The organism is Pseudomonas sivasensis, from assembly GCF_013778505.1.
Classification (GTDB): domain Bacteria; phylum Pseudomonadota; class Gammaproteobacteria; order Pseudomonadales; family Pseudomonadaceae; genus Aquipseudomonas; species Aquipseudomonas sivasensis.
In genome coordinates, this window is sequence record NZ_JAAOWU010000001.1 from 522,917 (window position 1) to 547,041 (window position 24,125).

Below are 24,125 nucleotides of genomic sequence, written 5' to 3' on the forward strand. Positions count from 1 at the left end.
GGGGCCAAGCACGATAGCATGACAACCCTGCGCCGGGCCTGGATCACATACCTTTGACGGCGTAGATCCCATTGGCGTTGCGCCAGTAGCCTTTGTAGTCCATGCCATAACCGAAGATGTAGCGGTCGATGCACGGCAGGCCAACGTAATCAGCCTTAAGGTCCGGGCGAGCCTTGCGGTCGTGGTCTTTGTCGATCAGTACGGCGGTGTGCACTTTGCGTGCGCCGGCGTGTTTGCAGAAATCGATGATCGCGCCGAGGGTGTGACCTTCGTCGAGGATGTCGTCGATGATCAGCACGTCGCGGTCAATAAACGAGACTTCCGGCTTGGCCTTCCAGAACAGATCGCCGCCAGTGGTTTCGTTGCGATAGCGAGTCGCGTGCAGGTAAGACGCTTCCAGCGGAAATTGCAGGTGAGTCAGCAATTTGCCGGCGAAGATCAGGCCGCCGTTCATCACGCAAAAGACCACCGGGTTGGTGTCGGCCATTTCGCGAGTGATGTGGGCGCCAACCTTGGCGATCGCAGCTTCGACTTGCGCTTCGGTGTACAGGCAATCAGCCTCACGCATGATTTGACGGATATGCTCAAGATCAGCGGACATGGCGCTCTCCAAGGGGGTGCTGTGGCAAGAAAAGCGGGCGAAGGTACGCTTCTCATGCGCTCCGAGCAAGCCTTAATGGACTAACGTACTAGATGCCTATAGGACAACACCCTCGGATAGATTAATCTAGGCCGGTTTTTTTGCCCGCCGCCGGAGCCTTTCCCATGCCCACTCGCGAGATCCGCCACCCGCTGATCCAGCACAAGCTCGGCCTTATGCGCCGCGCCGACATTAGCACGAAGAACTTCCGTGAGCTTGCTCAGGAAGTCGGAGCGTTGCTCACTTACGAAGCCACCAAGGATTTGCCCCTGGAAACCTACGAGATCCCCGGTTGGGCCGGTCCCGTCCAGGTGGAAAAAATCGCTGGTAAGAAAATAACCGTGGTGCCGATCCTGCGCGCAGGTATCGGCATGCTCGAAGGCGTACTCAGCCTGATTCCGGGTGCCAAAGTCAGCGCCGTGGGCGTGGCCCGCAACGAAGAAACCTTGCAGGCTCACACCTACCTGGAAAAACTCGTACCGGAAATCGACGAGCGCCTGGCCATGATCATTGACCCGATGCTCGCTACCGGCAGTTCCATGGTCGCCACCATCGACCTGCTGAAGAAAGCCGGCTGCAAGGACATCCGCGCCATGGTGCTGGTCGCCGCTCCCGAAGGCATCGCCGCCGTCGAGAAAGCCCACCCGGACGTGCAGATCTACACCGCTTCCATCGATGAGCGCCTGAATGAACACGGTTACATCATCCCCGGCCTGGGCGACGCCGGTGACAAGATCTTCGGCACCAAGCAGAAGGACGCGTGAGCATGCAGGATGAATTCAACGACCCGCTTTGGCGCCAGATCCTGTCTGGCGCACAAATGCTCTTCGTAGCATTTGGCGCGCTGGTGTTGATGCCGCTGATCACAGGTCTTGATCCAAACGTCGCACTGTTCACCGCCGGCCTGGGCACGTTGTTGTTCCAGGTGGTGACAGGGCGGCAGGTGCCGGTATTCCTGGCATCGAGCTTTGCCTTCATTACCCCGATCATTCTCGCCAAGCAGCAGTTCGGCCTGGCGGCGACCATGGGCGGGGTAATGGCGGCCGGTTTTGTTTACACCTTCCTAGGGGCAGCGGTAAAGATCAAAGGCACTGGTTTCATCGACCGACTACTACCGCCTGTGGTAATCGGGCCAGTGATTATTTCCATCGGCCTGGCCATGGCGCCGATCGCGGCCAACATGGCGATGGGTAAAGGCGACAACGGTGCCGAACTGATCCCATACAAGACCGCCATGCTGATCTCGATGCCAGCGCTGCTTACCACGTTGATCGTGGCGGTGTTCGGCAAAGGTATCTTCCGCCTGGTGCCGATCATCTCCGGTGTGCTGGTAGGTTTTGCCATGTCGTTCTACTTTGGCGTTGTCGACACGGCCAAGATCGCCGCTGCGCCTTGGTTCGCCCTGCCCCACTTCACCGCGCCGGAATTCAACTGGCAGGCGATCCTGTTTATCGTCCCAGTGGCCCTGGCCCCTGCGATTGAACACATCGGTGGTGTGATTGCGGTGGGCAGCGTGACCGGTCGCGACTACCTGAAGAAGCCTGGCCTGCACCGCACTTTGCTGGGTGACGGGATCGCCACCACGGCAGCAGGCATGTTTGGCGGCCCGCCGAACACTACCTACGCCGAAGTGACGGGCGCAGTGATGCTGACCAAGAACTACAACCCGAAGATGATGACCTGGGCGGCGGTGTTTGCCATCAGCCTGGCGTTCATCGGCAAGTTCGGTGCACTGCTGCAAAGCATCCCGGTGCCGGTGATGGGCGGGATCCTGTGCCTGCTGTTCGGCTCGATTGCCGCGGTGGGGATGAACACGTTGATCCGCCACAAGATCGACCTGGGTGAGGCGCGCAATCTGGTGATTGTGTCGGTGACCCTGGTGTTCGGTATTGGCGGTGTGCTGGTGGGGACCGGAACTGGTCCAGATGACTTCGGCCTGAAGGGCATTGCTCTGTGCGCGGTGGTAGCGATTGGTTTGAACCTGCTGCTGCCGGGCAATGATGGCTGGAAGAACAAGAAGCCAGATGAGCCGTTGATCTAACTGCCAATACAAACCAATGTGGGAGAGGGCTTGCCCCCGATAGCAGTGTGTCAGTCAATACATTAACTGACTGATACGCCGCCATCGGGGTCAAGCCCCCTCCCACATTTGATTTCAGCGCCCGTTAAAGCTCGCCGAGGCCATCAATCAGCGCCTGGTTCTGCTCCGGCGTACCGATGCTGATCCGCAGGAACTGGGCAATCCGCTCCTGCTTAAAGTGCCGCACGATAATCCCTTGCTCACGCAGCTTGGCCGCTAGGCCGGCAGCGTCATGCCGTGGGTGGCGCGCAAAGATGAAGTTGGCCGCTGATGGCAGCACCTCAAAACCTTTGCCTTCCAATTGCGCGACTACTTTGTTACGGCTGTCGATCACCAACTGGCACGTCTTCTCGAAGTACTCACGGTCCTCAAACGCCGCTGCCGCGCCGACAATCGCCAAACGATCCAGCGGGTAGGAGTTGAAGCTGTTCTTGACCCGCTCCAGCGCCTCGATCAGGTCCGGGTGACCCACGGCCAAGCCCACGCGCAAACCGGCCAGTGAGCGCGATTTGGAAAGGGTCTGGGTCACCAGCAGATTAGGGTAGCGATCCACCAGGCTGATGGCGGTTTCGCCGCCGAAGTCGATATAGGCTTCATCGACCACCACCACCGAATCCGGGCTGGCCTTGAGGATCTGCTCTACTGCGTCCAGCGCCAGCACGCAGCCGGTCGGCGCATTCGGGTTGGGGAAGATGATCCCGCCGTTGGGCCTGGCGTAATCCGCAACACGGATCTGAAATTTCTCATCCAACGGCACTGGGTCGGACTGGATGCCGTAAAGACCGCAGTACACCGGATAGAAGCTGTAGCTGATATCCGGGAACAGCAGCGGCAGGTCGTGCTGGAACAGGCCGTGGAAGATGTGCGCGAGCACTTCATCAGAGCCGTTACCGAGAAACACTTTGCCGGCGTCGACCCCGTAATACTTGGCCACCGCCTGCTTGAGCAGGTCGCTGTTGGGGTCCGGGTACAAACGCAGGTTGTCGTTCAACTCGGCCTGCATCGCGGCCAGTGCTTTGGGCGACGGACCGTAGGGGTTCTCATTGGTGTTGAGCTTGACCAGCTTGGTCAGCTTTGGCTGTTCGCCGGGTACGTAAGGCACGAGGTCCCTGACGAAGGGGCTCCAGAATTTGCTCATGTGTTATTTCCCTTCTTCCAGGATTCGATACTCAGCACTACGGGCGTGTGCGCTCAACGACTCACCACGGGCCAGCACCGAAGCGGTCTTGCCCAACTCGGAAGCACCTTGTGGCGAGCAAAAGATGATCGACGAGCGCTTCTGGAAGTCGTACACCCCCAGCGGTGATGAGAACCGCGCGGTGCCGGAGGTCGGCAACACATGGTTCGGGCCGGCGCAGTAGTCGCCCAGCGCTTCACTGGTGTGACGCCCCATGAAGATCGCACCCGCATGGCGAATCGACGGCAGCCAGGCCTGTGGGTCAGCCACGGACAGCTCCAAGTGCTCCGGGGCGATACGGTTAGCCACTTCGATGGCCTGTTCCATGTCACGCACCAGGATCAGCGCGCCACGGCCGTTGATGGATTTCTCGATGATCTCTGCACGGTCCATGGTAGGCAGCAGCTTATCGATGCTGGCGGCGACCTTGTCGAGGAACTCGGCATCGGGGCTGACCAGAATCGCCTGGGCGTCTTCGTCGTGCTCGGCCTGGGAGAACAGGTCCATGGCGATCCAATCCGGATCGGTCTGGCCGTCGCACACTACGAGAATTTCCGAGGGACCGGCGATCATGTCGATGCCAACCTGGCCAAAAACGTGGCGCTTGGCGGTGGCGACGTAGATGTTGCCAGGCCCCACCACTTTGTCGACCTTCGGCACGCTTTCGGTGCCGTAGGCCAGGGCCGCGACGGCTTGAGCACCGCCAATGGTGAACACACGGTCAACACCAGCGATGCAGGCCGCAGCCAGCACCAGTTCGTTGATTTCGCCGCGCGGGGTCGGTACCACCATAACCACTTCGGTCACGCCCGCCACCTTGGCCGGAATTGCGTTCATCAACACCGACGATGGATACGACGCTTTGCCACCCGGCACGTAGAGACCGGCACGATCCAGCGGCGTGACCTTTTGGCCCAGCACAGTGCCGTCGGCTTCGGTATAGCTCCAGGAGTCCTGCTTCTGCTTTTCGTGGTAGCTGCGCACCCGCGCCGCCGCGACTTCCAGGGCTTCACGCTGAGGCGCAGTGATGCGCGTCAGTGCGAGCTCCAGGCGTTCTCGGGGAAGGATCAAATCGGACATGGATTTGACGTCCAGACCGTCGAACTGACGGGTGAAATCCACCAGCGCCGCATCACCACGCTCGCGCACGGCTTTGATGATGTCGAGCACCCGCTGGTTGACCGAGTCGTCGGACACGCTTTCCCAGCTCAGCAGATGATCCAGATGATGGGCGAAATCCGGGTCGGCAGCGTTGAGTCGGGCAATTGCAGTGGACGTGGTCATAGCGAGGGCCTCAATAGAATTGGCAAAAACTCAGGCGCCCTAAACTAGCAGTCGTTTCCGCTTGGGCACCTGAGAATTCTGGCTATGAGGCGGATAGACGGGCGCAGCCTTTCAGCTACGCGGGTAGGTCAACCGCGGTGTCGAGACTCCACTGCGGTGCGCAGGGTGTCGATCAACGCTTGGATACGGGCGTGCTGCATCTTCATCGACGCTTTGTTGACGATCAAGCGGGAGCTGATATCGGCGATGAAATCCTGTGGTTCGAGACCATTGGCACGCAGGGTGTTGCCGGTGTCGACCACATCGATGATCTTGTCGGCCAGGCCGATCAGCGGCGCCAGCTCCATCGAGCCGTAGAGCTTGATGATGTCGACCTGGCGGCCTTGCTCGGCGTAGTAGCGCTTGGCAACGTTGACGAACTTGGTTGCCACGCGCAGGCGGCCTTTAGGCTCGACGTCACCGACACGGCCGGCGGTCATCAGCTTGCACAGGGCAATACGCAGGTCCAGCGGCTCATACAGGCCCTGGCCACCGTATTCCATCAACACGTCTTTACCGGCGACGCCGAGGTCGGCCGCGCCATGCTCAACGTAGGTCGGCACGTCGGTAGCCCGCACGATCAGCAGGCGAACGTCGTCCTGGGTCGTAGGGATGATCAGCTTGCGGCTCTTGTCCGGATTCTCGGTCGGCACGATGCCCGCTTCAGCCAGAAGCGGCAAAGTGTCGTCAAGGATGCGGCCCTTGGACAGTGCGATGGTCAACATGGGAAACGTCAGTCCTTCATCAGGCTATTGCTGTCCGGTCGCAAACGGCGCCAGACGCAGATCGAGGCCATGACAGCCTCGATTTGAAACAAATTCAGCATACTGCGAGCTGACACCGTCTGTAGTGAGTGGGCTTGCCCCACGCTGAACTGCGTAGCGACCCAAAAAACGGGACTGCTACGCAGTCCGGCGCGGGGCAAGCCCGCTCACCACAGTGACGGTGTTTTCAGCTCCGGGAACTAGCCCGGTACGCGGCGGATTTTAGCGCCGAGCATCTGCAGTTTCTCTTCGATGCACTCGTAACCACGGTCGATGTGGTAGATGCGGTCGATCAGAGTGTCGCCTTCGGCGATCAGCGCCGAGATCACCAGACTGGCCGAAGCACGCAGGTCGGTAGCCATGACTGGCGCGCCCTTGAGCTTCTCGGTGCCGGTAACGATGGCGGTGTTGCCTTCAACCTGAATCTTCGCGCCCATGCGGTGCAGTTCATACACGTGCATGAAGCGGTTTTCGAAGATGGTCTCGATCACGGCACCAGTGCCTTCGGCAATCGCGTTCAGGGAGATGAACTGCGCTTGCATGTCAGTCGGGAACGCCGGGTACGGAGCGGTCCGCACGTTGACGGCTTTCGGCCGCTTGCCGTGCATGTTCAACTCGATCCAGTCTTCGCCGGTGGTGATTTCGGCGCCAGCTTCGCGCAGTTTTTCCAGGACCGCTTCCAGGATGGTCGGATCGGTGTCCTTTACCTTGACGCGACCACCGGTAACGGCGGCAGCAACCAGGTAGGTACCGGTCTCGATGCGGTCAGGCATCACTTTATAGGTTGCAGTGTGCAGGCGCTCTACACCATCAATGGTAATGGTGTCGGTGCCGGCACCGGAAACCTTCGCGCCCATGGCGTTCAGGAAGTTGGCCAGGTCGACCACTTCCGGCTCACGCGCGGCGTTTTGCAGGACGCTGCGGCCTTTGGCCAGGGCAGCGGCCATCATGATGTTCTCGGTACCGGTCACGCTGACGGTATCAAAGAAGAAGTTCGCACCACGCAGGCCGCCTTCCGGCGCCTTGGCTTTGATGTAGCCGCCTTCAACGTCAATGACTGCGCCCATGGCTTCCAGGCCACGGATGTGCAGGTCCACTGGACGCGAGCCGATAGCGCAGCCGCCAGGCAGGGCGACTTCGGCTTCACCGAAACGGGCAACCATCGGGCCCAGCACCAAGATCGACGCACGCATGGTTTTCACCAGTTCGTACGGGGCGATCAGGGTCTTGATGGTGCGTGGGTCAATTTCGACGGCCAGCTTCTCATCAATCACAGGCTCGATGCCCATGCGACCGAACAGCTCGATCATGGTAGTGATGTCGTGCAGGTGCGGCAGGTTGGCCACGGTCACCGGGCCATCGCACAGCAGGGTCGCTGCCAGGATCGGCAAGGCGGAGTTTTTTGCACCGGAAATGCGAATCTCGCCATCAAGGCGAGCACCGCCGGTAATAATCAATTTATCCATAAGAATCTCGACGCCTAGGGGGCTCAGGTGCGCTCGGCCCAGGCCGCGCGGCTGAAAAATTTCATAGTGACCGCATGGATGCTGCCATCGGTGATCCACGGGTTCAAATGGGCATAGATCTGCTGCTGACGCTTGACTGGGCTCAATGCCGCCAGTTCATCGCTAATCACGTTCAGCTGGAAGTTGCAGCCTACGCCTTCAACTTCTACGGTCGTATCCGGCAGCTTTCCTTCAAGAAAGCTCTTAACTTCTAGGGCCTGCATGCTCAACCTCTATCGGCGCCCAGTGCGCACGGGTCGCACATCATACAAAAAAGCCCCGCGCCTGCGAACCCCGCATAGCAGGACTCTGACGGGGGGCTTCTCTAATAATGTGTATTAAGGATGCGCCAACAGCTCGGTCAGACCGGAAACTTCGGCAATTTCGCGCATGTCTTCGGGCAACGCACGGATGCTAACCGGCTTCTTGGCCGCTTCGGCATCACGCATGAAGCACAGCAGCAACGACAACCCGACACTGCTGGACTTGGTTACCGCTGAGCAATCCAGGACCAACTCCGGCGCAGCGCTCGACTTGATCAGTGCTTGGCCATGCTTGCGCAGAGCCGGGCCAGTTCGGTAATCCAGCACCCCGCTGATGAACAGCTGGCCAGAGTCGCCGAGACGAACAGCCGACTCGGTCATTGCGCCGGCTTCCCAGCAGCTTTATCGGTTTCTTCCTTGGCCTTGGCGACTTCACCGGCCCAACCATTGATGGTTTTGTCTAGGTCGTTGCCATTGCGCTGCATGGCGTCGGCAAACTGGTCACGGAACAGCTTGCCGATATTGATGCCGTTGATGATCACGTTGCGCAGTTTCCACTCGCCGTTGATCTTCTCCAAGGTGTACTGCACCGGGTACACGGCACCGTTATTACCTTTGACGCTCATGTTGACGCTGGTGCGATCGCCCGACTCATCACCGGCTGGAGCAACGGTAATACCTTGGTTGTTGTACTCAAGCAAAGCGTTGCCATAGAACTGGAACAGGCCGCGCTTGAAGTTTTCCTGGAACGTCTGCATCTGCGCAGGCGTGGCCTTGCGCGAATATTTGACCGTCATGATGCTGCGTGAGATGCCTTCAGCATCGACGACCGGACCGACGATGCTGTTGAGCGCTTCATAGAACTTGGTTGGATCTTGCTTGTACTGTTCTTTATTGGCCGTCAGGTCAGCCAGCATCTTGCTGGTGGTGTCCTGCACCAGTTCGTGCGCAGAACCTGCCGCGTTGGCCATCAATGGCAGTGCTGCAAGCAGTACCAGCAGGCCACGTCGCAAGGTAGAGATCATGAACAGATTCCTCATTTGGCGTCTTTATTGACCGTATTGAGCAAAAATTTTCCGATCAGGTCCTCAAGTACCAGCGACGACTGAGTGTCGTGGATGGTCGAACCATCCTTGAGCAGGGCTGTTTCCCCGCCCACGCTGACACCGATGTACTTCTCGCCCAGCAGCCCCGCAGTGAGGATAGATGCAGTAGAGTCGGTAGGCAGATTATCCACCTTCTTGTCCAGTTGCATCGTCACTCGCCCGGTGAAGCTGTCGCGATCCAGATCGATTGCCGTGACCTTGCCAATGGTTACACCGGCCATGGTCACTTTAGCTCTGACAGTCAAACCGGCGATATTGTCGAAGTACGCGTAAAGTTTATAAGTATCGGCGGTTGGGCTGGCCGAAAGACCGCTGACTCGCAGAGCCAGCAACAGTAAAGCCAGGATGCCAGCCAGCAAGAAAAGGCCGACACCGATTTCCACAGTGCGGTTTTGCATCAGAAGTCTCCAAACATCAAGGCGGTCAAAATGAAGTCAAGGCCAAGTACTGCCAGCGAGGCGTACACAACGGTCTTGGTGGTGGCACGACTGATCCCTTCTGAGGTGGGCTCACAGTCATAGCCTTGGAATACGGCGATCCAGGTCACTACAAAGGCGAAGACGATGCTCTTTATAATGCCATTGAGCACGTCACCACTGAAGGTCACGCTGTTTTGCATGTTGGCCCAGTAGGAGCCGTCGTAGACGCCAAGCCAGTCCACCGCTACCCACGAACCGCCCCAGATACCGACCACGCTGAAGATCATCGCCAGCAATGGCAGGGAAATGAAGCCGGCCCACAGGCGCGGGGCAACAATGTATTTGAGCGGGTCCACACCGATCATTTCGAGGCTGGACAGCTGCTCGGTAGACTTCATGTTGCCAATTTCGGCAGTCAACGCGGAACCTGCGCGCCCGGCGAACAGCAACGCGGTCACCACCGGTCCCAGTTCACGTAGCAGCGTCAGGGCAACCATCTGCCCCACTGCCTGCTCCGAACCGTAGCTGGACAGGATATTGAAGCCCTGCAACGCCAGCACCATGCCGATGAACACCCCGGAGACCACAATGATCACCAGGGACATCACACCCACCGAATGCAGCTGCTTGATCAACAGGCCAAAGCCACCGCCAATACCGCCGCGGCCGAGCAAGGCGTGGAACAGGAAAATCGTCGAGCGGCCGAGCACTTCGACGATGTCGATGCCGGAGCGACCGAAAAGGCGAACTTTCTCGATAAGAGATGTTTTGCGCATCAACGCTTCCCCAGAAGATCTGAGCGGTAATCCGCTGCCGGAAAGTGGAAAGGCACAGGGCCATCGGGGTCGCCGGTCATGAATTGGCGAATGCGCGGGTTGTCGGCGTTCATCAGCTCTTCAGGCGTACCCTGCCCCAGCACCTGGCCATCACCGACCACATAGAGGTAATCGGCAATGCTCGCGGTTTCTGCAAGGTCGTGGGAGACCACGATACTGGTGATACCCAGGGCATCGTTGAGCAGACGGATCAGTCGTACCAGCACACCCATGGCGATCGGATCCTGACCCACGAAGGGCTCGTCGTACATGAGAATCTGTGGATCGAGGGCAATGGCTCGCGCCAGGGCCACACGGCGCTTCATGCCGCCGGACAGTTCGTCGGGCATCAGATCAATTGCGCCACGGAGGCCGACGGCCTGCAATTTCAGCAACACAATGTCGCGAATCATTTCGTCGGACAGCTGGGTATGCACCCGCAGCGGAAACGCTACGTTCTCGAACACATCGAGGTCGGTGAACAGCGCACCGCTCTGGAACAGCACGCCCATATGCTTGCGCGCATCGAACAGATCACTGCGCGACAGCGTAGGCAGGTTTTGGCCATTGACCCACACTTCGCCGGCGCTGGGACGCAATTGCATGCCCATCAACCGCAACAGCGTGGTCTTGCCGCAACCGGACGGCCCCATGATGCCCGTGACCTTGCCACGGGGAATGCGAATATCGACGTTATTGAAGATGCTGCGCGTCCCGCGCTTGAAGGTCAGTCCCTTCAGCTCGACCGCGTAGGCGTTATCGGCACTCATCTAAACTCCTTGGGATGCAGCCTCTCACTCAGACACCACGCATGCGACAAACGTTTGCAACGGCGACGCATATAGATAGCCACATGGGCTGGGCGGACCGAACTGGCGGCGAACTATATCACTGCTCGTACAAGGCGCCCAAGGCCGGAACAGCGCTAGTTCAGTTTGGGGACAGGGAAAAAACGTTGCCGACTGTGTGACTGAGGATCGATCTCAGTCCCCTGCTGAATAAAGCCTGACGAACTTGCGTGAGGGAATTGATCATTACCGCTATAATCGCCGACTTTTCGTCAGGCTATACGATTTCAGACATGAGCCAATCCAGCGACCTTATCCAATCCGCACAACGCACCATCCGCCTCGAAGTCGAAGCCGTAGAAGGCTTACTGGCCCATATCGACGCAGATTTCGTACGCGCCTGCGAGATGATTCTGGCCAGTAAGGGCCGCGTTGTCGTGGTCGGCATGGGCAAATCGGGCCACGTCGGCAACAAGATCGCCGCCACCCTGGCGAGCACCGGGACCACGGCGTTTTTCGTGCATCCGGCGGAGGCGAGCCACGGCGACATGGGCATGATCACCAAAGATGACATCATCCTGGCGCTGTCCAACTCCGGCACCACCAACGAAATCGTGACCCTGCTGCCGCTGATCAAGCGCCTTGGCATCCAGATGATCAGCGTCACCGGCAACCCGGAGTCGACCCTAGCCAAGGCTGCCGATGTTAACCTGAACGTTCACGTCGCCCACGAAGCCTGCCCGCTGAATCTGGCACCAACCTCCTCCACTACCGCTGCCTTGGTTATGGGCGACGCCCTGGCCGTTGCGCTGCTTGAAGCTCGCGGGTTCACGGCTGAAGACTTCGCGTTCTCCCACCCGGGTGGCGCACTGGGCCGCCGCCTGCTGCTGAAAGTGGAAAACGTTATGCATTCAGGCGATGAATTGCCCCACGTCCAGCGCGGCACCTTACTGAAGGACGCGCTGATGGAAATGACTCGCAAGGGCCTGGGCATGACCGTGATCCTTGAAGCTGACGGCCGCCTGGCTGGGGTATTCACCGACGGCGACCTGCGCCGCACCCTGGACCGCACCATCGATATCCACACTGCGACCATCGATGCAGTGATGACGCCACACGGCAAGACCGCACGCCCTGAGATGCTGGCAGCCGAAGCATTGAAGATCATGGAAGACCACAAGATCGGCGCCCTGGTGGTTGTCGATAGCGACGACCACCCGGTTGGCGCCCTGAACATGCACGACTTGCTGCGTGCGGGAGTGATGTAAATGACCAGCGACCTGTTGCAACGCGGCAAAAACATCAGACTGGCGATTTTCGACGTTGACGGCGTGCTGACCGATGGCCGCCTGTACTTCCTCGAAGACGGCAGCGAATTCAAGACGTTCAACACCCTCGATGGCCAAGGCATCAAGATGCTGATGGCTGCAGGCGTGCAAACCGCGATTATCAGCGGCCGAAAAACGCCCGTTGTGGAACGCCGCGCACAAAACCTGGGGATTCCTCACCTGTATCAGGGCCGCGAGGATAAACTGGTAGTTCTGGACGAGCTTCTTGGCCAACTCAACCTAAGCTATGAGCAGGTCGCCTACTTAGGCGATGATCTGCCCGACCTGCCGGTCATTCGTCGAGTAGGGCTTGGCATGGCCGTCGCCAATGCGGCGGCGTTTGTTCGCGAGCACGCCCATGGCATCACCTGCGCCCGTGGTGGCGAAGGTGCAGCACGCGAGTTCTGCGAACTGATCCTGCGAGCCCAAAGCAGCCTTGAAGCGGCCCACGCCGCCTACCTATAGAGCGTTTTATGCTGAGCAAAAAGATTCGCAACTTCCTGTTATTCGGGGTCATTGCCGCGCTGTTCCTCGCGGTGGGCTACTGGAATATCAGTCCGGGGCGCTTCCTCGACCAGCCTGTTGCGCGGGTCGACGAGGGGGCCATCGACTATTACGCCACCAATGCCTATAGCGTGCAGTTCCTGCCCGACGGCAAGCTGCAGTACGAAATGACGTCGGACAAAGTCGAGCACTTGAAGGCCACCGAAGTCACTCTGCTGACTAATCCGGACCTGAACCTGTACCGCGGCACCGAATTTCCGTGGCATGTCACCAGCAAGCGTGGTGAGGTGAACCCCGACGGCACCGAGGTAGAACTGATTGACTCGGTACGTGTTGCGCGCACGGACGCCAAAGCCCGTGACACGGTGATTACCAGCAGTCGCATGACCGTATTCCCGCAGAAGCAATATGCGCAGACCGAGCAAGACGTTAGAATCGACGGCGCTGGCGGTGTATCGACTGGCAAGGGAATGAAAGCGTATTTGAAAGAAAGCAGGATACACCTGCTATCGAACGTAAGAGGACAGTATGAGGCTCGTTAAAACTCTCCCTATTTTGCTCGGTTTGGGCGCAGCACTGGGAAGCGTGAGCGCCTGGGCTCTGCCGAACGATAGCCAGCAACCGATCCACATCTCGGCTGACGATGCGCAACTGGATGACAAGCAAGGTGTTGCCACCTATACCGGCGGCGTAATCATCACCCAAGGGTCGATGAAGATCACCGGTAATACCGTGACACTGACGCGTACCCAAGCCGGTGACATCGACGTCGTGACCTCAGTGGGCAACCTGGCTTACTTCGAACAGAAGCAGTCCGCTGCCGACACTGGCCCGATGAAGGGCTACGGCAAGACCATTCAGTATCACGCCCAGCAGAATCGCATTGTGCTGATCGACCAGGCCAAGGTGCTCAGCCCCGATGGCAACTCCACGGAAGGTGAAAAGATCACCTATGACACCGTGAAACAGATCGCTAACGCCGGTCGTGCCAATGGCAGCAAGGTCACCGCACCGCGCCCACGCATCGACATGGTTATCCAGCCGAAGAAGAAGGCCGAGTAATGGCAACCCTGAAAGCCCAGCATCTGGCCAAGGCCTATAAAAGCCGTCAGGTCGTGCGCGACGTCAGCCTGTCGATCGACAGCGGCCAGATCGTCGGCTTGCTCGGCCCCAACGGCGCAGGCAAGACCACATGCTTCTACATGATTGTTGGCCTGGTCCAGGCGGATCAGGGTCGCGTACTGATCGACGATCTGGATGTCAGCCACCAGCCAATGCACGGTCGTGCACGCGCGGGTATCGGCTATCTTCCTCAAGAAGCATCGATCTTCCGCAAACTGTCAGTTGCCGACAACATTATGGCCATCCTTGAAACTCGCAAGGAACTGGACCGTGACGGCCGCCGACAGGAGCTGGAAAGCCTGCTGCAGGAATTCCATATCAACCACATTCGCGACAACCTTGGCATGAGCCTGTCCGGTGGTGAGCGGCGTCGCGTGGAAATCGCCCGCGCCCTGGCCACTGCCCCCAAGTTCATTCTGCTGGACGAACCGTTTGCCGGCGTCGACCCTATCTCGGTTGGCGACATCAAGCAGATCATCCATCACCTCAAGGCCAAGGGCATCGGTGTACTGATCACCGATCACAACGTGCGTGAGACCCTCGATATCTGCGAAACCGCGTATATCGTCAACGATGGTCAACTGATCGCAGAAGGCGACTCCGCCACCATTCTGGCCAACGAACTGGTCAAGGAAGTGTACCTGGGTCACGAGTTTCGCCTGTAAAGCCGCCTGCACAAACAAGGCGGTGGCAGGTCGTTTGCCTGATGCGCGGGAGTCAATGAAAACCTCCGGTTTTTTATTGTTACCGCGCTCTAGGCAAAGCCCTCGATATCAGGCATATAATTTGCTTATGTTTGGCGCTCACGCGCCCTGTCGTGGATGGCGCGTTGCGCCGGCGAATAAGGTGTTAAGCCCCTGCCATGAAACCATCGCTAGTCCTAAGAATGGGCCAGCAGCTGACGATGACACCGCAGCTGCAACAGGCCATCCGCCTGCTCCAATTGTCGACCCTGGACCTGCAACAGGAAATCCAGGAGGCCCTGGAGTCTAATCCGATGCTCGAACGCCAGGAAGAAGGCGACGACTTCGATAATGCAGACCCGTTGGCCGACAACATCGAGCAAAAGCCCAACGCAGACGTGCAGGAACCGTCCTACCAAGAGACCGCCCCTACGGTGGATAACCTTGAGGAAGGCGATTGGAACGAACGCATTCCCAACGAGCTTCCCGTAGACACTGCTTGGGAAGACGTCTACCAGACCAGCGCCAGCAGCCTGCCCAGCAACGACGATGATGAGTGGGACTTCACTACCCGCACGTCCGCCGGCGAAAGTCTGCAGAGCCATTTGTTGTGGCAGCTGAACCTCGCGCCGATGTCGGACACCGATCGCCTGATCGCCGTCACCCTGATCGATTGCATCAATAACCAAGGCTATCTGGACGAGACACTCGAAGAGATTCTTGAGGCCTTCGACCCCGAACTAGATATCGAACTGGACGAAATCGAAGCCGTCCTGCACCGCATCCAGCAATTTGAGCCCGCGGGTATTGGTGCGCGCACCCTTAGCGAATGCCTGCAGCTGCAACTGCGCCAGCTGCCCGCCAAGACCCCATGGCTCGCCGAGGCCCAGCGCCTGGTCACCGACTACATCGACCTGCTCGGCAGCCGCGATTACAGCCAACTGATGCGTCGCATGAAGCTCAAGGAAGACGATCTGCGCCAGGTCATCGAGCTGGTGCAAAGCCTCAACCCGCGTCCCGGCTCGCAGATCGAGTCCAGCGAAGCCGAATACGTAGTTCCTGACGTGATCGTGCGCAAGGACAACGAGCGTTGGCTGGTGGAGCTTAACCAGGAGTCAGTGCCACGCCTGCGAGTCAACCCGCAATATGCAGGTTTCGTGCGACGCGCCGACACCAGTGCCGACAACACCTTCATGCGCAACCAGTTGCAGGAGGCGCGCTGGTTCATCAAGAGCCTGCAAAGCCGTAACGAAACCCTGATGAAAGTCGCCACGCAGATCGTCGAGCATCAGCGCGGCTTCCTGGAATACGGCGATGAAGCGATGAAGCCTTTGGTTCTGCACGATATCGCCGAAGCGGTAGGCATGCACGAGTCGACGATTTCCCGCGTTACCACGCAAAAATTCATGCATACCCCACGGGGTATTTATGAGTTGAAATACTTTTTCTCCAGCCATGTCAGCACCTCAGAAGGCGGCGAATGCTCGTCCACGGCAATCCGCGCAATCATCAAAAAACTGGTTGCCGCGGAAAATCAGAAAAAGCCGTTGAGTGACAGCAAGATCGCTGGTTTACTGGAGGCACAAGGCATTCAGGTCGCCCGTCGAACCGTCGCCAAGTACCGCGAATCCCTTGGGATCGCGCCTTCCAGCGAGCGTAAGCGTTTGATGTGACGGGCGGGCCACAGCGTTCCAGTGGCGGGTATTCCTACCCGCCGCTTTATGCACTGGCAACGAAGGAGAAGCTGTATGCAAGTCAACATCAGTGGACACCATGTAGAAGTCACCCCTCCCCTGCGCGAATATGTCGAGCAAAAGCTGAAAAAGCTTGAGGGTCATTTTGACAAGATCACCAATGTGCAAGTGATCATGAAGGTCGACAAGCTTCAGCAGAAAATCGAAGCGACCCTACAGATTCCTGGTGGCGAAGTAGTCGCCAACGCCGAGCATGAAGACATGTATGCATCAATCGATGCCTTGACTGACAAGCTCGACCGCCAACTTAAAAAGCATAAGGAAAAGCAGCAGAGCCTTCTTCAGGGCACAGGCCGCTAACACTCCCCACCCATGATTCGACTTGAAACCATCCTGACCCCCGGCCGTTCCCTCGTGAACGTGCCGGGCGGCAGCAAGAAGAAAGCCCTCGAACAAATTGCCAACCTGATCAGCAGCCAAGTGCCTGAACTGGAGATGCAAGATGTCTTCGAGGCTCTGATTGCCCGTGAAAAACTGGGTTCCACCGGTTTTGGTAACGGCATCGCCATTCCTCACTGTCGCCTCAAAGGCTGTGAGACACCTGTCAGCGCGCTGCTGCACTTGGACGCGCCTATCGATTTCGATGCCATTGATGGCGCCCCGGTCGACCTGCTGTTTGTTCTGTTGGTCCCACAGGCCGCCACCGATGCGCACTTGGAACTGCTTCGGCAGATCGCCAGCATGCTCGACCGCAAAGAAGTACGCGACAAACTGCGCAGTGCCGGCAGCAATGAGGCGCTGTACCAAGTTGTCCTGGATGAGCAAAACGGGCAGTAATCATGCGTTTGATCATCGTCAGCGGCCGCTCCGGCTCGGGTAAAAGTACCGCCCTCAACGTTCTTGAGGACAACGGCTTCTATTGCATCGATAACCTGCCGGCCGGCCTACTGCCGGAGTTGGCGGAACGCGCTCTGATCCACACCGAGCTGGCGCAACCTCTGGTTGCCGTTTCGATCGACGCCCGCAACCTACCCAGCCACCTCTCTCGGTTCCCGGAACTGTTGGAAGAAGTGCGCGCCAAGCATATTCATTGTGATGTGCTGTACCTGGACGCCGATGAAGAGACGCTGCTCAAACGCTTCTCCGAAACCCGTCGACGCCACCCCCTCAGCAGCCCTCACCGTTCTCTGGCTGAAGCCATCGAGGACGAAACCAAGTTGCTGGGGCCGATCATTGACCTCGCCGACCTTAAGATCAACACCACCGGCCTTAACCTTTACCAGCTGCGCGATGCCATCAAGCTGCGCCTGCTGAACCAACCGGAGCCTGGCACGGCGTTTCTGGTCGAGTCTTTTGGCTTCAAACGTGGCATGCCGGTGGATGCCGATCTGGTGTTCGACGTGCGCTGCCTGCCCAACCCCTACTGGAAGCCAGAGTTACGCGACCAATCAGGGCTGGACCTACCTGTGGCTGAGTACCTAGCCGCGCAGCCGGATGTGGAGGAGATGTTCCAGGACATTTCCAGCTATCTGCTCAAGTGGCTGCCGCGCTTTGCCGCGAGCAACCGGGCCTATGTCACTATTGCCATTGGATGCACCGGCGGTCATCACCGTTCGGTATACCTGACCGAGCGCTTGGGCCAAGCACTGCAACAAACCCTCAAGAACGTCCAGGTTCGCCACCGCGACCTTAGCTGAAAGGAACACCTGCGCGATGCCCGCTCTGGAAATTGAAATCATCAACAAGTTGGGCTTGCACGCCCGCGCCTCGGCCAAGTTTGTCGGAGTAGCCGGGCAGTTCCCCTGCCAGATCAGGGCTGGACGCACACCTGAAAGCATGGTCGACGGCAAAAGCATCATGGCGATGATGATGCTGGCGGCCGGCAAAGGCACCAAAATTCATTTGAAGACCGAAGGCGAGCAAGACCAGGAAGCGATGGAAGCTCTGGTGGCGTTGATCAACAACTACTTTGATGAGGGTGAGTAACCTCACCCTTTGACACAAACGTGAAGCCGCAACGGCTTCACCCCAATGCGGTATCCATCGCCATCATCAAGCAAAATCCAATGCAGAGCCCCAAGCTGGCGAGCTTTTCGTGGCCATTGCGCCGCGACTCCGGGATCACCTCATGGGTCACTACCAACAGCATCGCCCCGGCAGCCAGCGCCAGCCCCAAAGGCAACAACACCTCGGCCAGGCTCACCAGCCAAGCGCAGAGCACGGCAAACACCGGTTCCACCAAGCCTGAAGCAGCACCAATCAGGAATGCCTTGGCCCGCGACATCCCTGCCCCGGCCAACACCAACGCAATCACAAGACCTTCGGGCACATCCTGCAAGGCGATGCCCATGGCCAAGCTGTCGGCATCCGGCATGCCGCCACCGGCAGAGACGCCAACCGCCATGCCTTCCGGAATGTTGTGAGCAATGATAGCGAACACGAATAGCCAGATGCGCGGCGGTATCACCGGTTTGTCCGGCGTGCCCACCAGCATTTCCGGACTCGCGCCGGAGACCCTGCGGTCAACCAGATACAGCCCGAACGCTCCCAACATAATGCCGAAACTGATCAGCCCGCTCGCGCCCCAGGACGTAAGCCCCAGGCTTTCTGCAGCAGCGATACCCGGTACCACCAGTGAAAAGGCGGTTGCAGCCAGCATCACGCCAGCCCCAAAGCCCAGCAAGGTATCGCTCACGGCCACCGGCATCCGCCGAATCACCAATACCGGAACCGCGCCCAGCGCAGTACCGAGCGCGCAGATCGCCCCGCCCTGCAAAGCACGCAGGATGCGCGGTTCAACGTCCAGCCAGGCCAGCCCGTGGGCCACAAGCAATGCAGTACCTGCCAGTAGCAGTAGCGAGCCAAGCGCATAGCGAAACAGTCGCACGCTGCCGATCGCCAGTGTTTCAGTGCCCATAGTCGGCCTTAGATCTTGTTATAGAGGTAAATGTCAGGCCATAGCAGCCTGATAGCGTGCGGCAACTTCTGGCCAGTTAATAACACTGTAGAAGGCATTGATGTATTCCGGGCGGCGGTTCTGGTAGCGCAAATAGTAAGCATGCTCCCATACGTCCAGGCCGAGGATCGGCGTGTTGCCGTTCATCAGCGGGCTGTCTTGGTTACCGCTGCTTTCCACCACCAAGGTCTTTTGCGGCGTAACGCTCAGCCAAGCCCAGCCACTGCCGAAGCGGGTCAATGCGGCTTTGGTGAAGGCCTCCTTGAAACTATCAAAACCTCCAACTTGCTCGTCAATTGCCTTGCCCAATGCGCCCTCTGGCTTACCGCCCCCTTGAGGTGACATCACCGCCCAGAACAGCGAGTGGTTAGCGTGGCCGCCACCTTGGTTGATCACGGCAGCGCGAAGCTTTTCCGGTAGTTGCTGCACGCTGGACACCAGTTTTTCCACCGGCCAGCCGGCGAACTCAGTGCCCTCGACGGCGGCATTAAGGTTGTTGATGTAGGTCTGGTGATGCTTGGTGTAGTGAATTTCCATGGTTTGCGCATCAATATGCGGCTCCAGGGCATCGTAGGCGTAAGGCAAGGCAGGCAAGGTATAGGTCATATCAATGTGCTCCGTATTGAGGCGTAGTCGGTTGCGCAGCAGTACCGCCCAGCAAGCGATGGGTGCGCGGGTACTCGCCGTGATCGCTGATGAAATTCAACAGTTCGACGTAAGTCTTGCTGCTCTGGCGCAGGGCCGCCTCCCGCAGCTGCGGGCTCAGGCGCGCGTCCTGCATGGTCTGCAGCAGGCGCTGGTGAATGGCGCAAAGGTATTCGGCGCTTTCCTCAGGCTGATTCAAGTGCAGGTGCAGGTCCGCCAGGTTGTGATGGGAAATGACGCAAGCCGCCACTGCTTCGTCGGCATTCGCCCAGCGTTCGAACAGCACCTGGGCCAAGGCCAGGGCTTGCAAATAGGCCTCGCGAGCGTCAACCAACTCGCCTTGCATAAAGCAGCGATTGGCCCGTTCGATCGTGCGCTTCCAGTGCTCCATGGTGAGCCTCCAAAGCAGAGTCGGTGATTAAACGCCGCCAGCCGTGAGCTTTTCCGGATCCAGCAGGATTTCCAGTTGGCTGCGCGGCAAGTCGGTGTGCTCAAGGGCGACATCAATCACTGGACGGCCTTGCTGATAGGCCTTCTTGGCGATTTCAGCAGCCTTTTGGTATCCAATGATCGGGTTGAGTGCAGTAACCAGTATCGGGTTGCGCGACAGTGCTTCCTTGAGCTTGGCTTCATTGACCTTGAAGCTGGCGATGGCTTTGTCCGCCAGCAGGCGGCTGGAGTTGGCCAGCAGTTCGAGGCTGCTGAGCAGGTTCTGGGCGATGATAGGCAGCATCACGTTCAGCTCGAAGTTGCCGGATTGGCCAGCGACGGTAATCACCGTGTCATTGCCAATGACTTGTGCAGCCACCATGGCAGTCGCTTCAGGGATTACAGGGTTGACCTTGCCGGGCATGATCGAAGACCCCGGCTGCAGGCCTTCCAGCTCGATCTCACCCAGGCCGGCAAGTGGACCGGAGTTCATCCAGCGCAGGTCATTGGCGATTTTCATCAGCGATACGGCGGTGGCTTTCAGTTGGCCGGACACCGCCACGGCTGTGTCCTGGGAACCAATCAGCGCAAACAGGTTTTTACCCGGAGTGAATTTCACATCCGTAAGGCTGCTTAGTTGCTGACTGAAACGCGCCGCGAATTCCGGATGGGCGTTGATCCCAGTGCCCACCGCCGTTCCGCCTTGCGCGAGGGCCTGCAGGCTTGGCAGCAAGTCCTGCAGATGACCGATATTGGCTTTGAGTTGCTGCGCCCAACCATCGAGTACCTGACTCATACGGACCGGCATGGCGTCCATCAGGTGCGTGCGGCCTGTCTTGATGAACGGGTGAACTTCTTTGGCTTTCTGCTCGATCACCTGCACCAGGTGAAGAAGCGCCGGAAGCGTTTGCTCGTGCAATACCAGCGCCGCGCTGACGTGAATAGTGGTCGGGATAATGTCGTTGCTGCTTTGGCCGCAGTTGACGTGATCGTTCGGGTTCACCGCTTCGCCCAGCAAACGGCTGGCGAGGGTCGCGATCACTTCGTTGGCGTTCATGTTGGAGCTGGTACCAGAGCCGGTCTGGAAGATATCCACCGGGAAGTGCTGCATGAAGTCGCCTTCCAGCAACCCTTGGGCAGCATCAACGATGGCCTTGCCCTGCCCTTCGCTGATTTGCTTGAGGTCGACGTTGACCTTGGCGGCAGCAGCCTTGGCAAGGATCAAGGCGCGAATAAACTGTGCCGGCATACGTTGGTGGCTGATAGGGAAGTTGTTCACTGCGCGCTGGGTCTGTGCGCCATACAAGGCCTCGGCAGGCACTTGCAGTTCGCCCATGCTGTCGCGTTCGATACGGGTGTTACTCATCGTTAGATCCTTGCACCAGGTCGGAGTGAGAGATTGATGGCAGCAATTCGCACGTCGCCAATTGCCAGGCAAAGGTCTGCCAGCGCTTGAGGCGGCAGGCACAGTGGGAGAGTTTTTCCAAGTCGCGCAGAGGGCGCCAAGCCTGATCCAGACAAGTGGAACGCCAATGCCAAGGCAAGGCGATATCACTGGCGGTATCGATTAACAGGCGGAATGATGTTTCAGCGATCGTCCACGGATGAGTCGCAGTGCAGCACGCCAGGTATCGACCCTCATTTAGGTAATGTTCGATCAGGCGAGGTTCATCAGGATCGAGGCCGCAGCGAATCTGACGACTCATCCAGCGCCAGCTTTCCAGGTACGGATCCTCATGCAGGACAGAACTCATGATCCACGCTCATTCGATAATGATATTTATTATTAAATGATATTGAGAATCAACGCAATGGCAGCATTGTGATCGCCCTGAATTCCAAGCACAAAAAAAGCGCGCTATCCGTGGGATAGCGCGCTTCTCAGAGAGGATCGATCAGCTGCCGGCGACAGTCATCCGCTCGATCAACACCGACCCGGTGCGAATATTGCTGCGCAGTTCCAGATCGTTACCCACGGCAACGATCTGCTTGAACATGTCACGCATATTGCCGGCAATCGTCACTTCCTGAACCGCGAACTGAATCTCGCCATTTTCCACCCAGAAACCCGCCGCGCCGCGTGAGTAATCGCCGGTGACCATGTTCAGGCCGTGCCCCATCAATTCGGTTACCAACAGGCCACGTCCCATACGCCGCAACAGCGCTGCCTGATCTTCATCGCCATGGGTCACGAACAGGTTATGTACGCCGCCGGAGTTGGCAGTGCTGGGCAGGCCGAGTTTGCGGCCTGAGTAAGTACCCAGTACGTAAGACACCAACTCACCGTTCTCGACGAACGGCTTGGCGTACGTGGCCAGGCCATCGCCATCGAACGCCGAGCTGCCCATGGCGCGCATCAAGTGCGGACGCTCATCAATGGTCAACCAATCGGGAAAGAGCTTCTGGCCAATCGCGCCTTCAAGGAAAGACGACTTACGATACAGATTGCCGCCCGAAATTGCGCCAAGGAAACTGCCAAACAAACCGCCCGCCAGCTCCGCCGAAAACAGCACCGGCACTTCGCAGGTTGGCACCGGACGGGCGCCCAGGCGGCTAGCGGCACGTTGTGCGGCACGCTGACCAATGCTGACCGGGTCGGCCAGCAGTTCACCCTGACGGCTCACGTCATACCAGTAATCACGCTGCATCTGGCCATTGGCCTCGGCGATCATCACGCAGCTCAAGCTATGACGGGTGGATGCATATCCCCCGATAAACCCGTGGCTGTTGCCATAAACACGACAGCCTTGGTGAGTATTCAACGTGGTGCCATCGGCGTTCTTGATGCGGGCATCAGCATCAAACGCAGCGGCTTCACAGGTCAGCGCCAGCTCAATGGCCTGCTCGGGCGTAATGTCCCAGGCATGGAAAAGATCGAAATCCTTCAAGTCCTTGGCCATCAGCGCTTTGTCTGCCAGACCTGAGCTTTCATCTTCGGAAGTGTGCTTGGCAATCGCCAACGCGGCGGCCACAGTCTCGCGAATGGCTTCCGGGCCACTGGCGGAGGTACTGGCCGACCCTTTGCGCTGCCCAGAATACAAGGTGATGCCAAAGCCTTGGTCGCGGTTGAATTCAACAGTTTCTACTTCCCGCTGACGTACCGACGTCGACAGACCCTGCTCCAGCGAGACCGCAACTTCACAGGCACTGGCCCCCTGGCGCTTAGCCTCGGCAAGGATCTGCTCGACTTGTTCCTGCAGGGCCGGTAACGCTTGCGGACCGACGCTTTGGGCTGCACTCATGGTTTTCTCCACTCAAATTCTGCTTTCGGTTAAGGCCATCGAGCGACCGGGCCGGACAAGCGGCCCCCGACTGGTTATCATGGCGGCGTTTCTTTGCGGACTGCCACCATGGTTGATTCTTACGACGACTCCCTCGATGGGGAGAAAAGCAAAACCCAGGTCAAACGTGAGCTGCATGCTCTGGTTGACCTTGGCGAGCGCCTTACAACGCTCAAGAAAGACTTGATTGCAAAACTGCCACTGACCGACGAGATGCGCCGGGCGCTTGCTGACGCACCCAAGCACACTGCGAATATCGCGCGTAAACGGCACATCATGTTTATCGGCAAGCTGATGCGCGATCAGGACACTGACGCCATTCTGGCCTTGCTTGATCAAACCGATGCCTCCACTCGCCAGTACAACGAACGTTTCCATAATCTGGAACGTTGGCGTGACCGCCTGATCTCGGGCGATGACGCAGTGCTGGAGAAATTCGTGCTGGACTACCCGGATGCGGACCGCCAACAACTGCGCTCCCTGATCCGTCAAGCCCAGCATGAGCAGGCGCATAACAAGGCGCCCGCGACCAGCCGTAAAATCTTCAAATACATCCGTGAGCTGGACGAGACTCAACGCGGACTGCGTTGATGCCCTTCCCCG

General features: G+C 58.5%; 30 protein-coding genes. 13 read left to right on the forward strand and 17 right to left on the reverse strand.

The window, feature by feature from the left end:
- Window positions 1-43: 43 nt before the first annotated feature.
- On the reverse strand, window positions 44-601 hold the full coding sequence (locus G9Q84_RS02315; RefSeq protein WP_032886291.1) for a hypoxanthine-guanine phosphoribosyltransferase: 558 nt from the start codon (window positions 599-601) through the stop codon (window positions 44-46).
- 164 nt (window positions 602-765) lie between these two features.
- On the opposite strand from G9Q84_RS02315, the gene upp reads away from it, so the two are divergent.
- Window positions 766-1,404, forward strand: coding sequence for a uracil phosphoribosyltransferase (upp, locus tag G9Q84_RS02320; protein WP_004372055.1), 639 nt, complete (start codon window positions 766-768; stop codon window positions 1,402-1,404).
- A gap of 2 nt (window positions 1,405-1,406) precedes the next feature.
- Window positions 1,407-2,681, forward strand: a complete 1,275-nt coding sequence (locus G9Q84_RS02325; RefSeq protein ID WP_181642835.1) for a uracil-xanthine permease family protein — start codon at window positions 1,407-1,409, stop codon at window positions 2,679-2,681.
- 124 nt (window positions 2,682-2,805) lie between these two features.
- On the opposite strand, the gene hisC is transcribed toward G9Q84_RS02325, so the two are convergent.
- From hisC to G9Q84_RS02375, 10 genes are all read right to left on the reverse strand, one after another.
- Window positions 2,806-3,858: a histidinol-phosphate transaminase gene (gene hisC / locus G9Q84_RS02330; protein WP_032886289.1), complete on the reverse strand. Its 1,053-nt coding sequence runs from the start codon at window positions 3,856-3,858 to the stop codon at window positions 2,806-2,808.
- 3 nt (window positions 3,859-3,861) lie between these two features.
- Window positions 3,862-5,181, reverse strand: coding sequence for a histidinol dehydrogenase (gene hisD / locus G9Q84_RS02335; protein WP_032886288.1), 1,320 nt, complete (start codon window positions 5,179-5,181; stop codon window positions 3,862-3,864).
- Between the two features lie 128 nt (window positions 5,182-5,309).
- The gene (gene hisG, locus G9Q84_RS02340; RefSeq protein WP_003171824.1) at window positions 5,310-5,945 is read right to left on the reverse strand and encodes an ATP phosphoribosyltransferase; all 636 of its coding nucleotides are present in this window, start codon (window positions 5,943-5,945) and stop codon (window positions 5,310-5,312) included.
- 239 nt (window positions 5,946-6,184) lie between these two features.
- Window positions 6,185-7,450, reverse strand: a complete 1,266-nt coding sequence (gene murA / locus G9Q84_RS02345) for a UDP-N-acetylglucosamine 1-carboxyvinyltransferase (protein WP_010213103.1) — start codon at window positions 7,448-7,450, stop codon at window positions 6,185-6,187.
- A 23-nt stretch (window positions 7,451-7,473) separates the two neighbouring features.
- Complete coding sequence (locus G9Q84_RS02350) at window positions 7,474-7,713, reverse strand: BolA family protein (protein WP_181642836.1); 240 nt, start codon at window positions 7,711-7,713, stop codon at window positions 7,474-7,476.
- A 114-nt stretch (window positions 7,714-7,827) separates the two neighbouring features.
- On the reverse strand, window positions 7,828-8,133 hold the full coding sequence (locus G9Q84_RS02355) for an STAS domain-containing protein (protein WP_032886285.1): 306 nt from the start codon (window positions 8,131-8,133) through the stop codon (window positions 7,828-7,830).
- A complete protein-coding gene (locus tag G9Q84_RS02360; protein ID WP_032886283.1) occupies window positions 8,130-8,777 on the reverse strand; it encodes an MlaC/ttg2D family ABC transporter substrate-binding protein in 648 nt (215 codons plus the stop codon). Before G9Q84_RS02360 ends, G9Q84_RS02355 begins: the two co-directional genes overlap by 4 nt.
- A gap of 11 nt (window positions 8,778-8,788) precedes the next feature.
- Entirely contained in the window at window positions 8,789-9,256 is a 468-nt protein-coding gene (gene mlaD, locus G9Q84_RS02365) for an outer membrane lipid asymmetry maintenance protein MlaD (protein ID WP_003171814.1), read from the reverse strand.
- The gene (gene mlaE / locus G9Q84_RS02370; protein WP_010213107.1) at window positions 9,256-10,053 is read right to left on the reverse strand and encodes a lipid asymmetry maintenance ABC transporter permease subunit MlaE; all 798 of its coding nucleotides are present in this window, start codon (window positions 10,051-10,053) and stop codon (window positions 9,256-9,258) included. Before mlaE ends, mlaD begins: the two co-directional genes overlap by 1 nt.
- Window positions 10,053-10,862, reverse strand: coding sequence for an ATP-binding cassette domain-containing protein (locus G9Q84_RS02375; RefSeq protein ID WP_003171811.1), 810 nt, complete (start codon window positions 10,860-10,862; stop codon window positions 10,053-10,055). Before G9Q84_RS02375 ends, mlaE begins: the two co-directional genes overlap by 1 nt.
- 311 nt (window positions 10,863-11,173) lie before the next feature.
- Here G9Q84_RS02375 and G9Q84_RS02380 point away from each other — a divergent pair, with 311 nt between their 5' ends.
- The 10 genes from G9Q84_RS02380 (at window position 11,174) to G9Q84_RS02425 (ending at window position 18,197) form a co-directional block, all read left to right on the forward strand.
- On the forward strand, window positions 11,174-12,148 hold the full coding sequence (locus G9Q84_RS02380) for a KpsF/GutQ family sugar-phosphate isomerase (RefSeq protein ID WP_032886281.1): 975 nt from the start codon (window positions 11,174-11,176) through the stop codon (window positions 12,146-12,148).
- Window positions 12,149-12,673: a KdsC family phosphatase gene (locus tag G9Q84_RS02385; protein ID WP_181642837.1), complete on the forward strand. Its 525-nt coding sequence runs from the start codon at window positions 12,149-12,151 to the stop codon at window positions 12,671-12,673.
- Window positions 12,674-12,681: 8 nt separating this feature from the next.
- Window positions 12,682-13,254 carry an LPS export ABC transporter periplasmic protein LptC gene (lptC, locus tag G9Q84_RS02390; protein WP_181642838.1) on the forward strand — a complete coding sequence of 191 codons (573 nt, stop codon included), beginning with the start codon at window positions 12,682-12,684 and terminating at the stop codon, window positions 13,252-13,254.
- Window positions 13,241-13,774, forward strand: a complete 534-nt coding sequence (lptA, locus tag G9Q84_RS02395) for a lipopolysaccharide transport periplasmic protein LptA (protein ID WP_095183848.1) — start codon at window positions 13,241-13,243, stop codon at window positions 13,772-13,774. The genes lptC and lptA overlap by 14 nt, the downstream gene beginning before the upstream one ends.
- The gene (gene lptB, locus G9Q84_RS02400) at window positions 13,774-14,499 is read left to right on the forward strand and encodes an LPS export ABC transporter ATP-binding protein (protein WP_004372092.1); all 726 of its coding nucleotides are present in this window, start codon (window positions 13,774-13,776) and stop codon (window positions 14,497-14,499) included. The genes lptA and lptB overlap by 1 nt, the downstream gene beginning before the upstream one ends.
- A gap of 197 nt (window positions 14,500-14,696) precedes the next feature.
- Entirely contained in the window at window positions 14,697-16,190 is a 1,494-nt protein-coding gene (locus tag G9Q84_RS02405) for an RNA polymerase factor sigma-54 (RefSeq protein WP_032886277.1), read from the forward strand.
- A gap of 75 nt (window positions 16,191-16,265) precedes the next feature.
- Window positions 16,266-16,571: a ribosome hibernation-promoting factor, HPF/YfiA family gene (gene hpf / locus G9Q84_RS02410; protein ID WP_095183847.1), complete on the forward strand. Its 306-nt coding sequence runs from the start codon at window positions 16,266-16,268 to the stop codon at window positions 16,569-16,571.
- A gap of 12 nt (window positions 16,572-16,583) precedes the next feature.
- On the forward strand, window positions 16,584-17,048 hold the full coding sequence (ptsN, locus tag G9Q84_RS02415) for a PTS IIA-like nitrogen regulatory protein PtsN (protein WP_032886276.1): 465 nt from the start codon (window positions 16,584-16,586) through the stop codon (window positions 17,046-17,048).
- Window positions 17,049-17,050: 2 nt separating this feature from the next.
- Window positions 17,051-17,908 carry an RNase adapter RapZ gene (rapZ, locus tag G9Q84_RS02420; protein WP_032886275.1) on the forward strand — a complete coding sequence of 286 codons (858 nt, stop codon included), beginning with the start codon at window positions 17,051-17,053 and terminating at the stop codon, window positions 17,906-17,908.
- Window positions 17,909-17,924: 16 nt separating this feature from the next.
- The gene (locus G9Q84_RS02425) at window positions 17,925-18,197 is read left to right on the forward strand and encodes an HPr family phosphocarrier protein (protein WP_032886274.1); all 273 of its coding nucleotides are present in this window, start codon (window positions 17,925-17,927) and stop codon (window positions 18,195-18,197) included.
- Window positions 18,198-18,234: 37 nt separating this feature from the next.
- Here G9Q84_RS02425 and G9Q84_RS02430 read toward each other — a convergent pair whose 3' ends face one another.
- The 6 genes from G9Q84_RS02430 to pmbA form a co-directional block, all read right to left on the reverse strand.
- Window positions 18,235-19,128 (reverse strand): ZIP family metal transporter, encoded by an 894-nt coding sequence (locus G9Q84_RS02430; protein WP_181642839.1) that lies wholly within the window; start codon window positions 19,126-19,128, stop codon window positions 18,235-18,237.
- Between the two features lie 33 nt (window positions 19,129-19,161).
- Window positions 19,162-19,773, reverse strand: coding sequence for a superoxide dismutase (locus G9Q84_RS02435; protein ID WP_095183844.1), 612 nt, complete (start codon window positions 19,771-19,773; stop codon window positions 19,162-19,164).
- A gap of 1 nt (window position 19,774) precedes the next feature.
- The gene (locus tag G9Q84_RS02440; RefSeq protein WP_032886271.1) at window positions 19,775-20,203 is read right to left on the reverse strand and encodes a hypothetical protein; all 429 of its coding nucleotides are present in this window, start codon (window positions 20,201-20,203) and stop codon (window positions 19,775-19,777) included.
- A gap of 27 nt (window positions 20,204-20,230) precedes the next feature.
- On the reverse strand, window positions 20,231-21,607 hold the full coding sequence (locus G9Q84_RS02445; RefSeq protein ID WP_095183842.1) for a class II fumarate hydratase: 1,377 nt from the start codon (window positions 21,605-21,607) through the stop codon (window positions 20,231-20,233).
- A complete protein-coding gene (locus G9Q84_RS02450; RefSeq protein WP_095183841.1) occupies window positions 21,600-21,995 on the reverse strand; it encodes a FagA protein in 396 nt (131 codons plus the stop codon). The genes G9Q84_RS02445 and G9Q84_RS02450 overlap by 8 nt, the downstream gene beginning before the upstream one ends.
- Window positions 21,996-22,136: 141 nt before the next feature.
- Window positions 22,137-23,483, reverse strand: a complete 1,347-nt coding sequence (gene pmbA / locus G9Q84_RS02455) for a metalloprotease PmbA (protein WP_032886268.1) — start codon at window positions 23,481-23,483, stop codon at window positions 22,137-22,139.
- Between the two features lie 108 nt (window positions 23,484-23,591).
- On the opposite strand from pmbA, the gene yjgA reads away from it, so the two are divergent.
- A complete protein-coding gene (gene yjgA, locus G9Q84_RS02460; RefSeq protein ID WP_017138246.1) occupies window positions 23,592-24,113 on the forward strand; it encodes a ribosome biogenesis factor YjgA in 522 nt (173 codons plus the stop codon).
- Window positions 24,114-24,125 lie beyond the last annotated feature (12 nt).

What these genes read in the sequence shown, in the direction of transcription:
- lptB (WP_004372092.1), top strand. Translation starts at nt 13,774, where the DNA reads ATGGCAACCCTGAAAGCCCAGCATCTGGCCAAGGCCTATAAAAGCCGT.
- G9Q84_RS02445 (WP_095183842.1), bottom strand. Translation starts at nt 21,607, where the DNA reads ATGAGTAACACCCGTATCGAACGCGACAGCATGGGCGAACTGCAAGTG.
- hisG (WP_003171824.1), bottom strand. Translation starts at nt 5,945, where the DNA reads ATGTTGACCATCGCACTGTCCAAGGGCCGCATCCTTGACGACACTTTG.
- hisD (WP_032886288.1), bottom strand. Translation starts at nt 5,181, where the DNA reads ATGACCACGTCCACTGCAATTGCCCGACTCAACGCTGCCGACCCGGAT.
- lptC (WP_181642838.1), top strand. Translation starts at nt 12,682, where the DNA reads ATGCTGAGCAAAAAGATTCGCAACTTCCTGTTATTCGGGGTCATTGCC.
- G9Q84_RS02430 (WP_181642839.1), bottom strand. Translation starts at nt 19,128, where the DNA reads ATGGGCACTGAAACACTGGCGATCGGCAGCGTGCGACTGTTTCGCTAT.
- G9Q84_RS02375 (WP_003171811.1), bottom strand. Translation starts at nt 10,862, where the DNA reads ATGAGTGCCGATAACGCCTACGCGGTCGAGCTGAAGGGACTGACCTTC.
- G9Q84_RS02405 (WP_032886277.1), top strand. Translation starts at nt 14,697, where the DNA reads ATGAAACCATCGCTAGTCCTAAGAATGGGCCAGCAGCTGACGATGACA.
- G9Q84_RS02355 (WP_032886285.1), bottom strand. Translation starts at nt 8,133, where the DNA reads ATGACCGAGTCGGCTGTTCGTCTCGGCGACTCTGGCCAGCTGTTCATC.
- G9Q84_RS02450 (WP_095183841.1), bottom strand. Translation starts at nt 21,995, where the DNA reads ATGAGTTCTGTCCTGCATGAGGATCCGTACCTGGAAAGCTGGCGCTGG.
- G9Q84_RS02350 (WP_181642836.1), bottom strand. Translation starts at nt 7,713, where the DNA reads ATGCAGGCCCTAGAAGTTAAGAGCTTTCTTGAAGGAAAGCTGCCGGAT.
- G9Q84_RS02315 (WP_032886291.1), bottom strand. Translation starts at nt 601, where the DNA reads ATGTCCGCTGATCTTGAGCATATCCGTCAAATCATGCGTGAGGCTGAT.
- yjgA (WP_017138246.1), top strand. Translation starts at nt 23,592, where the DNA reads ATGGTTGATTCTTACGACGACTCCCTCGATGGGGAGAAAAGCAAAACC.
- rapZ (WP_032886275.1), top strand. Translation starts at nt 17,051, where the DNA reads ATGCGTTTGATCATCGTCAGCGGCCGCTCCGGCTCGGGTAAAAGTACC.
- upp (WP_004372055.1), top strand. Translation starts at nt 766, where the DNA reads ATGCCCACTCGCGAGATCCGCCACCCGCTGATCCAGCACAAGCTCGGC.
- mlaE (WP_010213107.1), bottom strand. Translation starts at nt 10,053, where the DNA reads ATGCGCAAAACATCTCTTATCGAGAAAGTTCGCCTTTTCGGTCGCTCC.
- murA (WP_010213103.1), bottom strand. Translation starts at nt 7,450, where the DNA reads ATGGATAAATTGATTATTACCGGCGGTGCTCGCCTTGATGGCGAGATT.
- G9Q84_RS02440 (WP_032886271.1), bottom strand. Translation starts at nt 20,203, where the DNA reads ATGGAGCACTGGAAGCGCACGATCGAACGGGCCAATCGCTGCTTTATG.
- G9Q84_RS02435 (WP_095183844.1), bottom strand. Translation starts at nt 19,773, where the DNA reads ATGACCTATACCTTGCCTGCCTTGCCTTACGCCTACGATGCCCTGGAG.
- G9Q84_RS02425 (WP_032886274.1), top strand. Translation starts at nt 17,925, where the DNA reads ATGCCCGCTCTGGAAATTGAAATCATCAACAAGTTGGGCTTGCACGCC.
- G9Q84_RS02385 (WP_181642837.1), top strand. Translation starts at nt 12,149, where the DNA reads ATGACCAGCGACCTGTTGCAACGCGGCAAAAACATCAGACTGGCGATT.
- pmbA (WP_032886268.1), bottom strand. Translation starts at nt 23,483, where the DNA reads ATGAGTGCAGCCCAAAGCGTCGGTCCGCAAGCGTTACCGGCCCTGCAG.
- mlaD (WP_003171814.1), bottom strand. Translation starts at nt 9,256, where the DNA reads ATGCAAAACCGCACTGTGGAAATCGGTGTCGGCCTTTTCTTGCTGGCT.
- G9Q84_RS02380 (WP_032886281.1), top strand. Translation starts at nt 11,174, where the DNA reads ATGAGCCAATCCAGCGACCTTATCCAATCCGCACAACGCACCATCCGC.
- ptsN (WP_032886276.1), top strand. Translation starts at nt 16,584, where the DNA reads ATGATTCGACTTGAAACCATCCTGACCCCCGGCCGTTCCCTCGTGAAC.
- lptA (WP_095183848.1), top strand. Translation starts at nt 13,241, where the DNA reads ATGAGGCTCGTTAAAACTCTCCCTATTTTGCTCGGTTTGGGCGCAGCA.
- G9Q84_RS02325 (WP_181642835.1), top strand. Translation starts at nt 1,407, where the DNA reads ATGCAGGATGAATTCAACGACCCGCTTTGGCGCCAGATCCTGTCTGGC.
- hpf (WP_095183847.1), top strand. Translation starts at nt 16,266, where the DNA reads ATGCAAGTCAACATCAGTGGACACCATGTAGAAGTCACCCCTCCCCTG.
- G9Q84_RS02360 (WP_032886283.1), bottom strand. Translation starts at nt 8,777, where the DNA reads ATGATCTCTACCTTGCGACGTGGCCTGCTGGTACTGCTTGCAGCACTG.
- hisC (WP_032886289.1), bottom strand. Translation starts at nt 3,858, where the DNA reads ATGAGCAAATTCTGGAGCCCCTTCGTCAGGGACCTCGTGCCTTACGTA.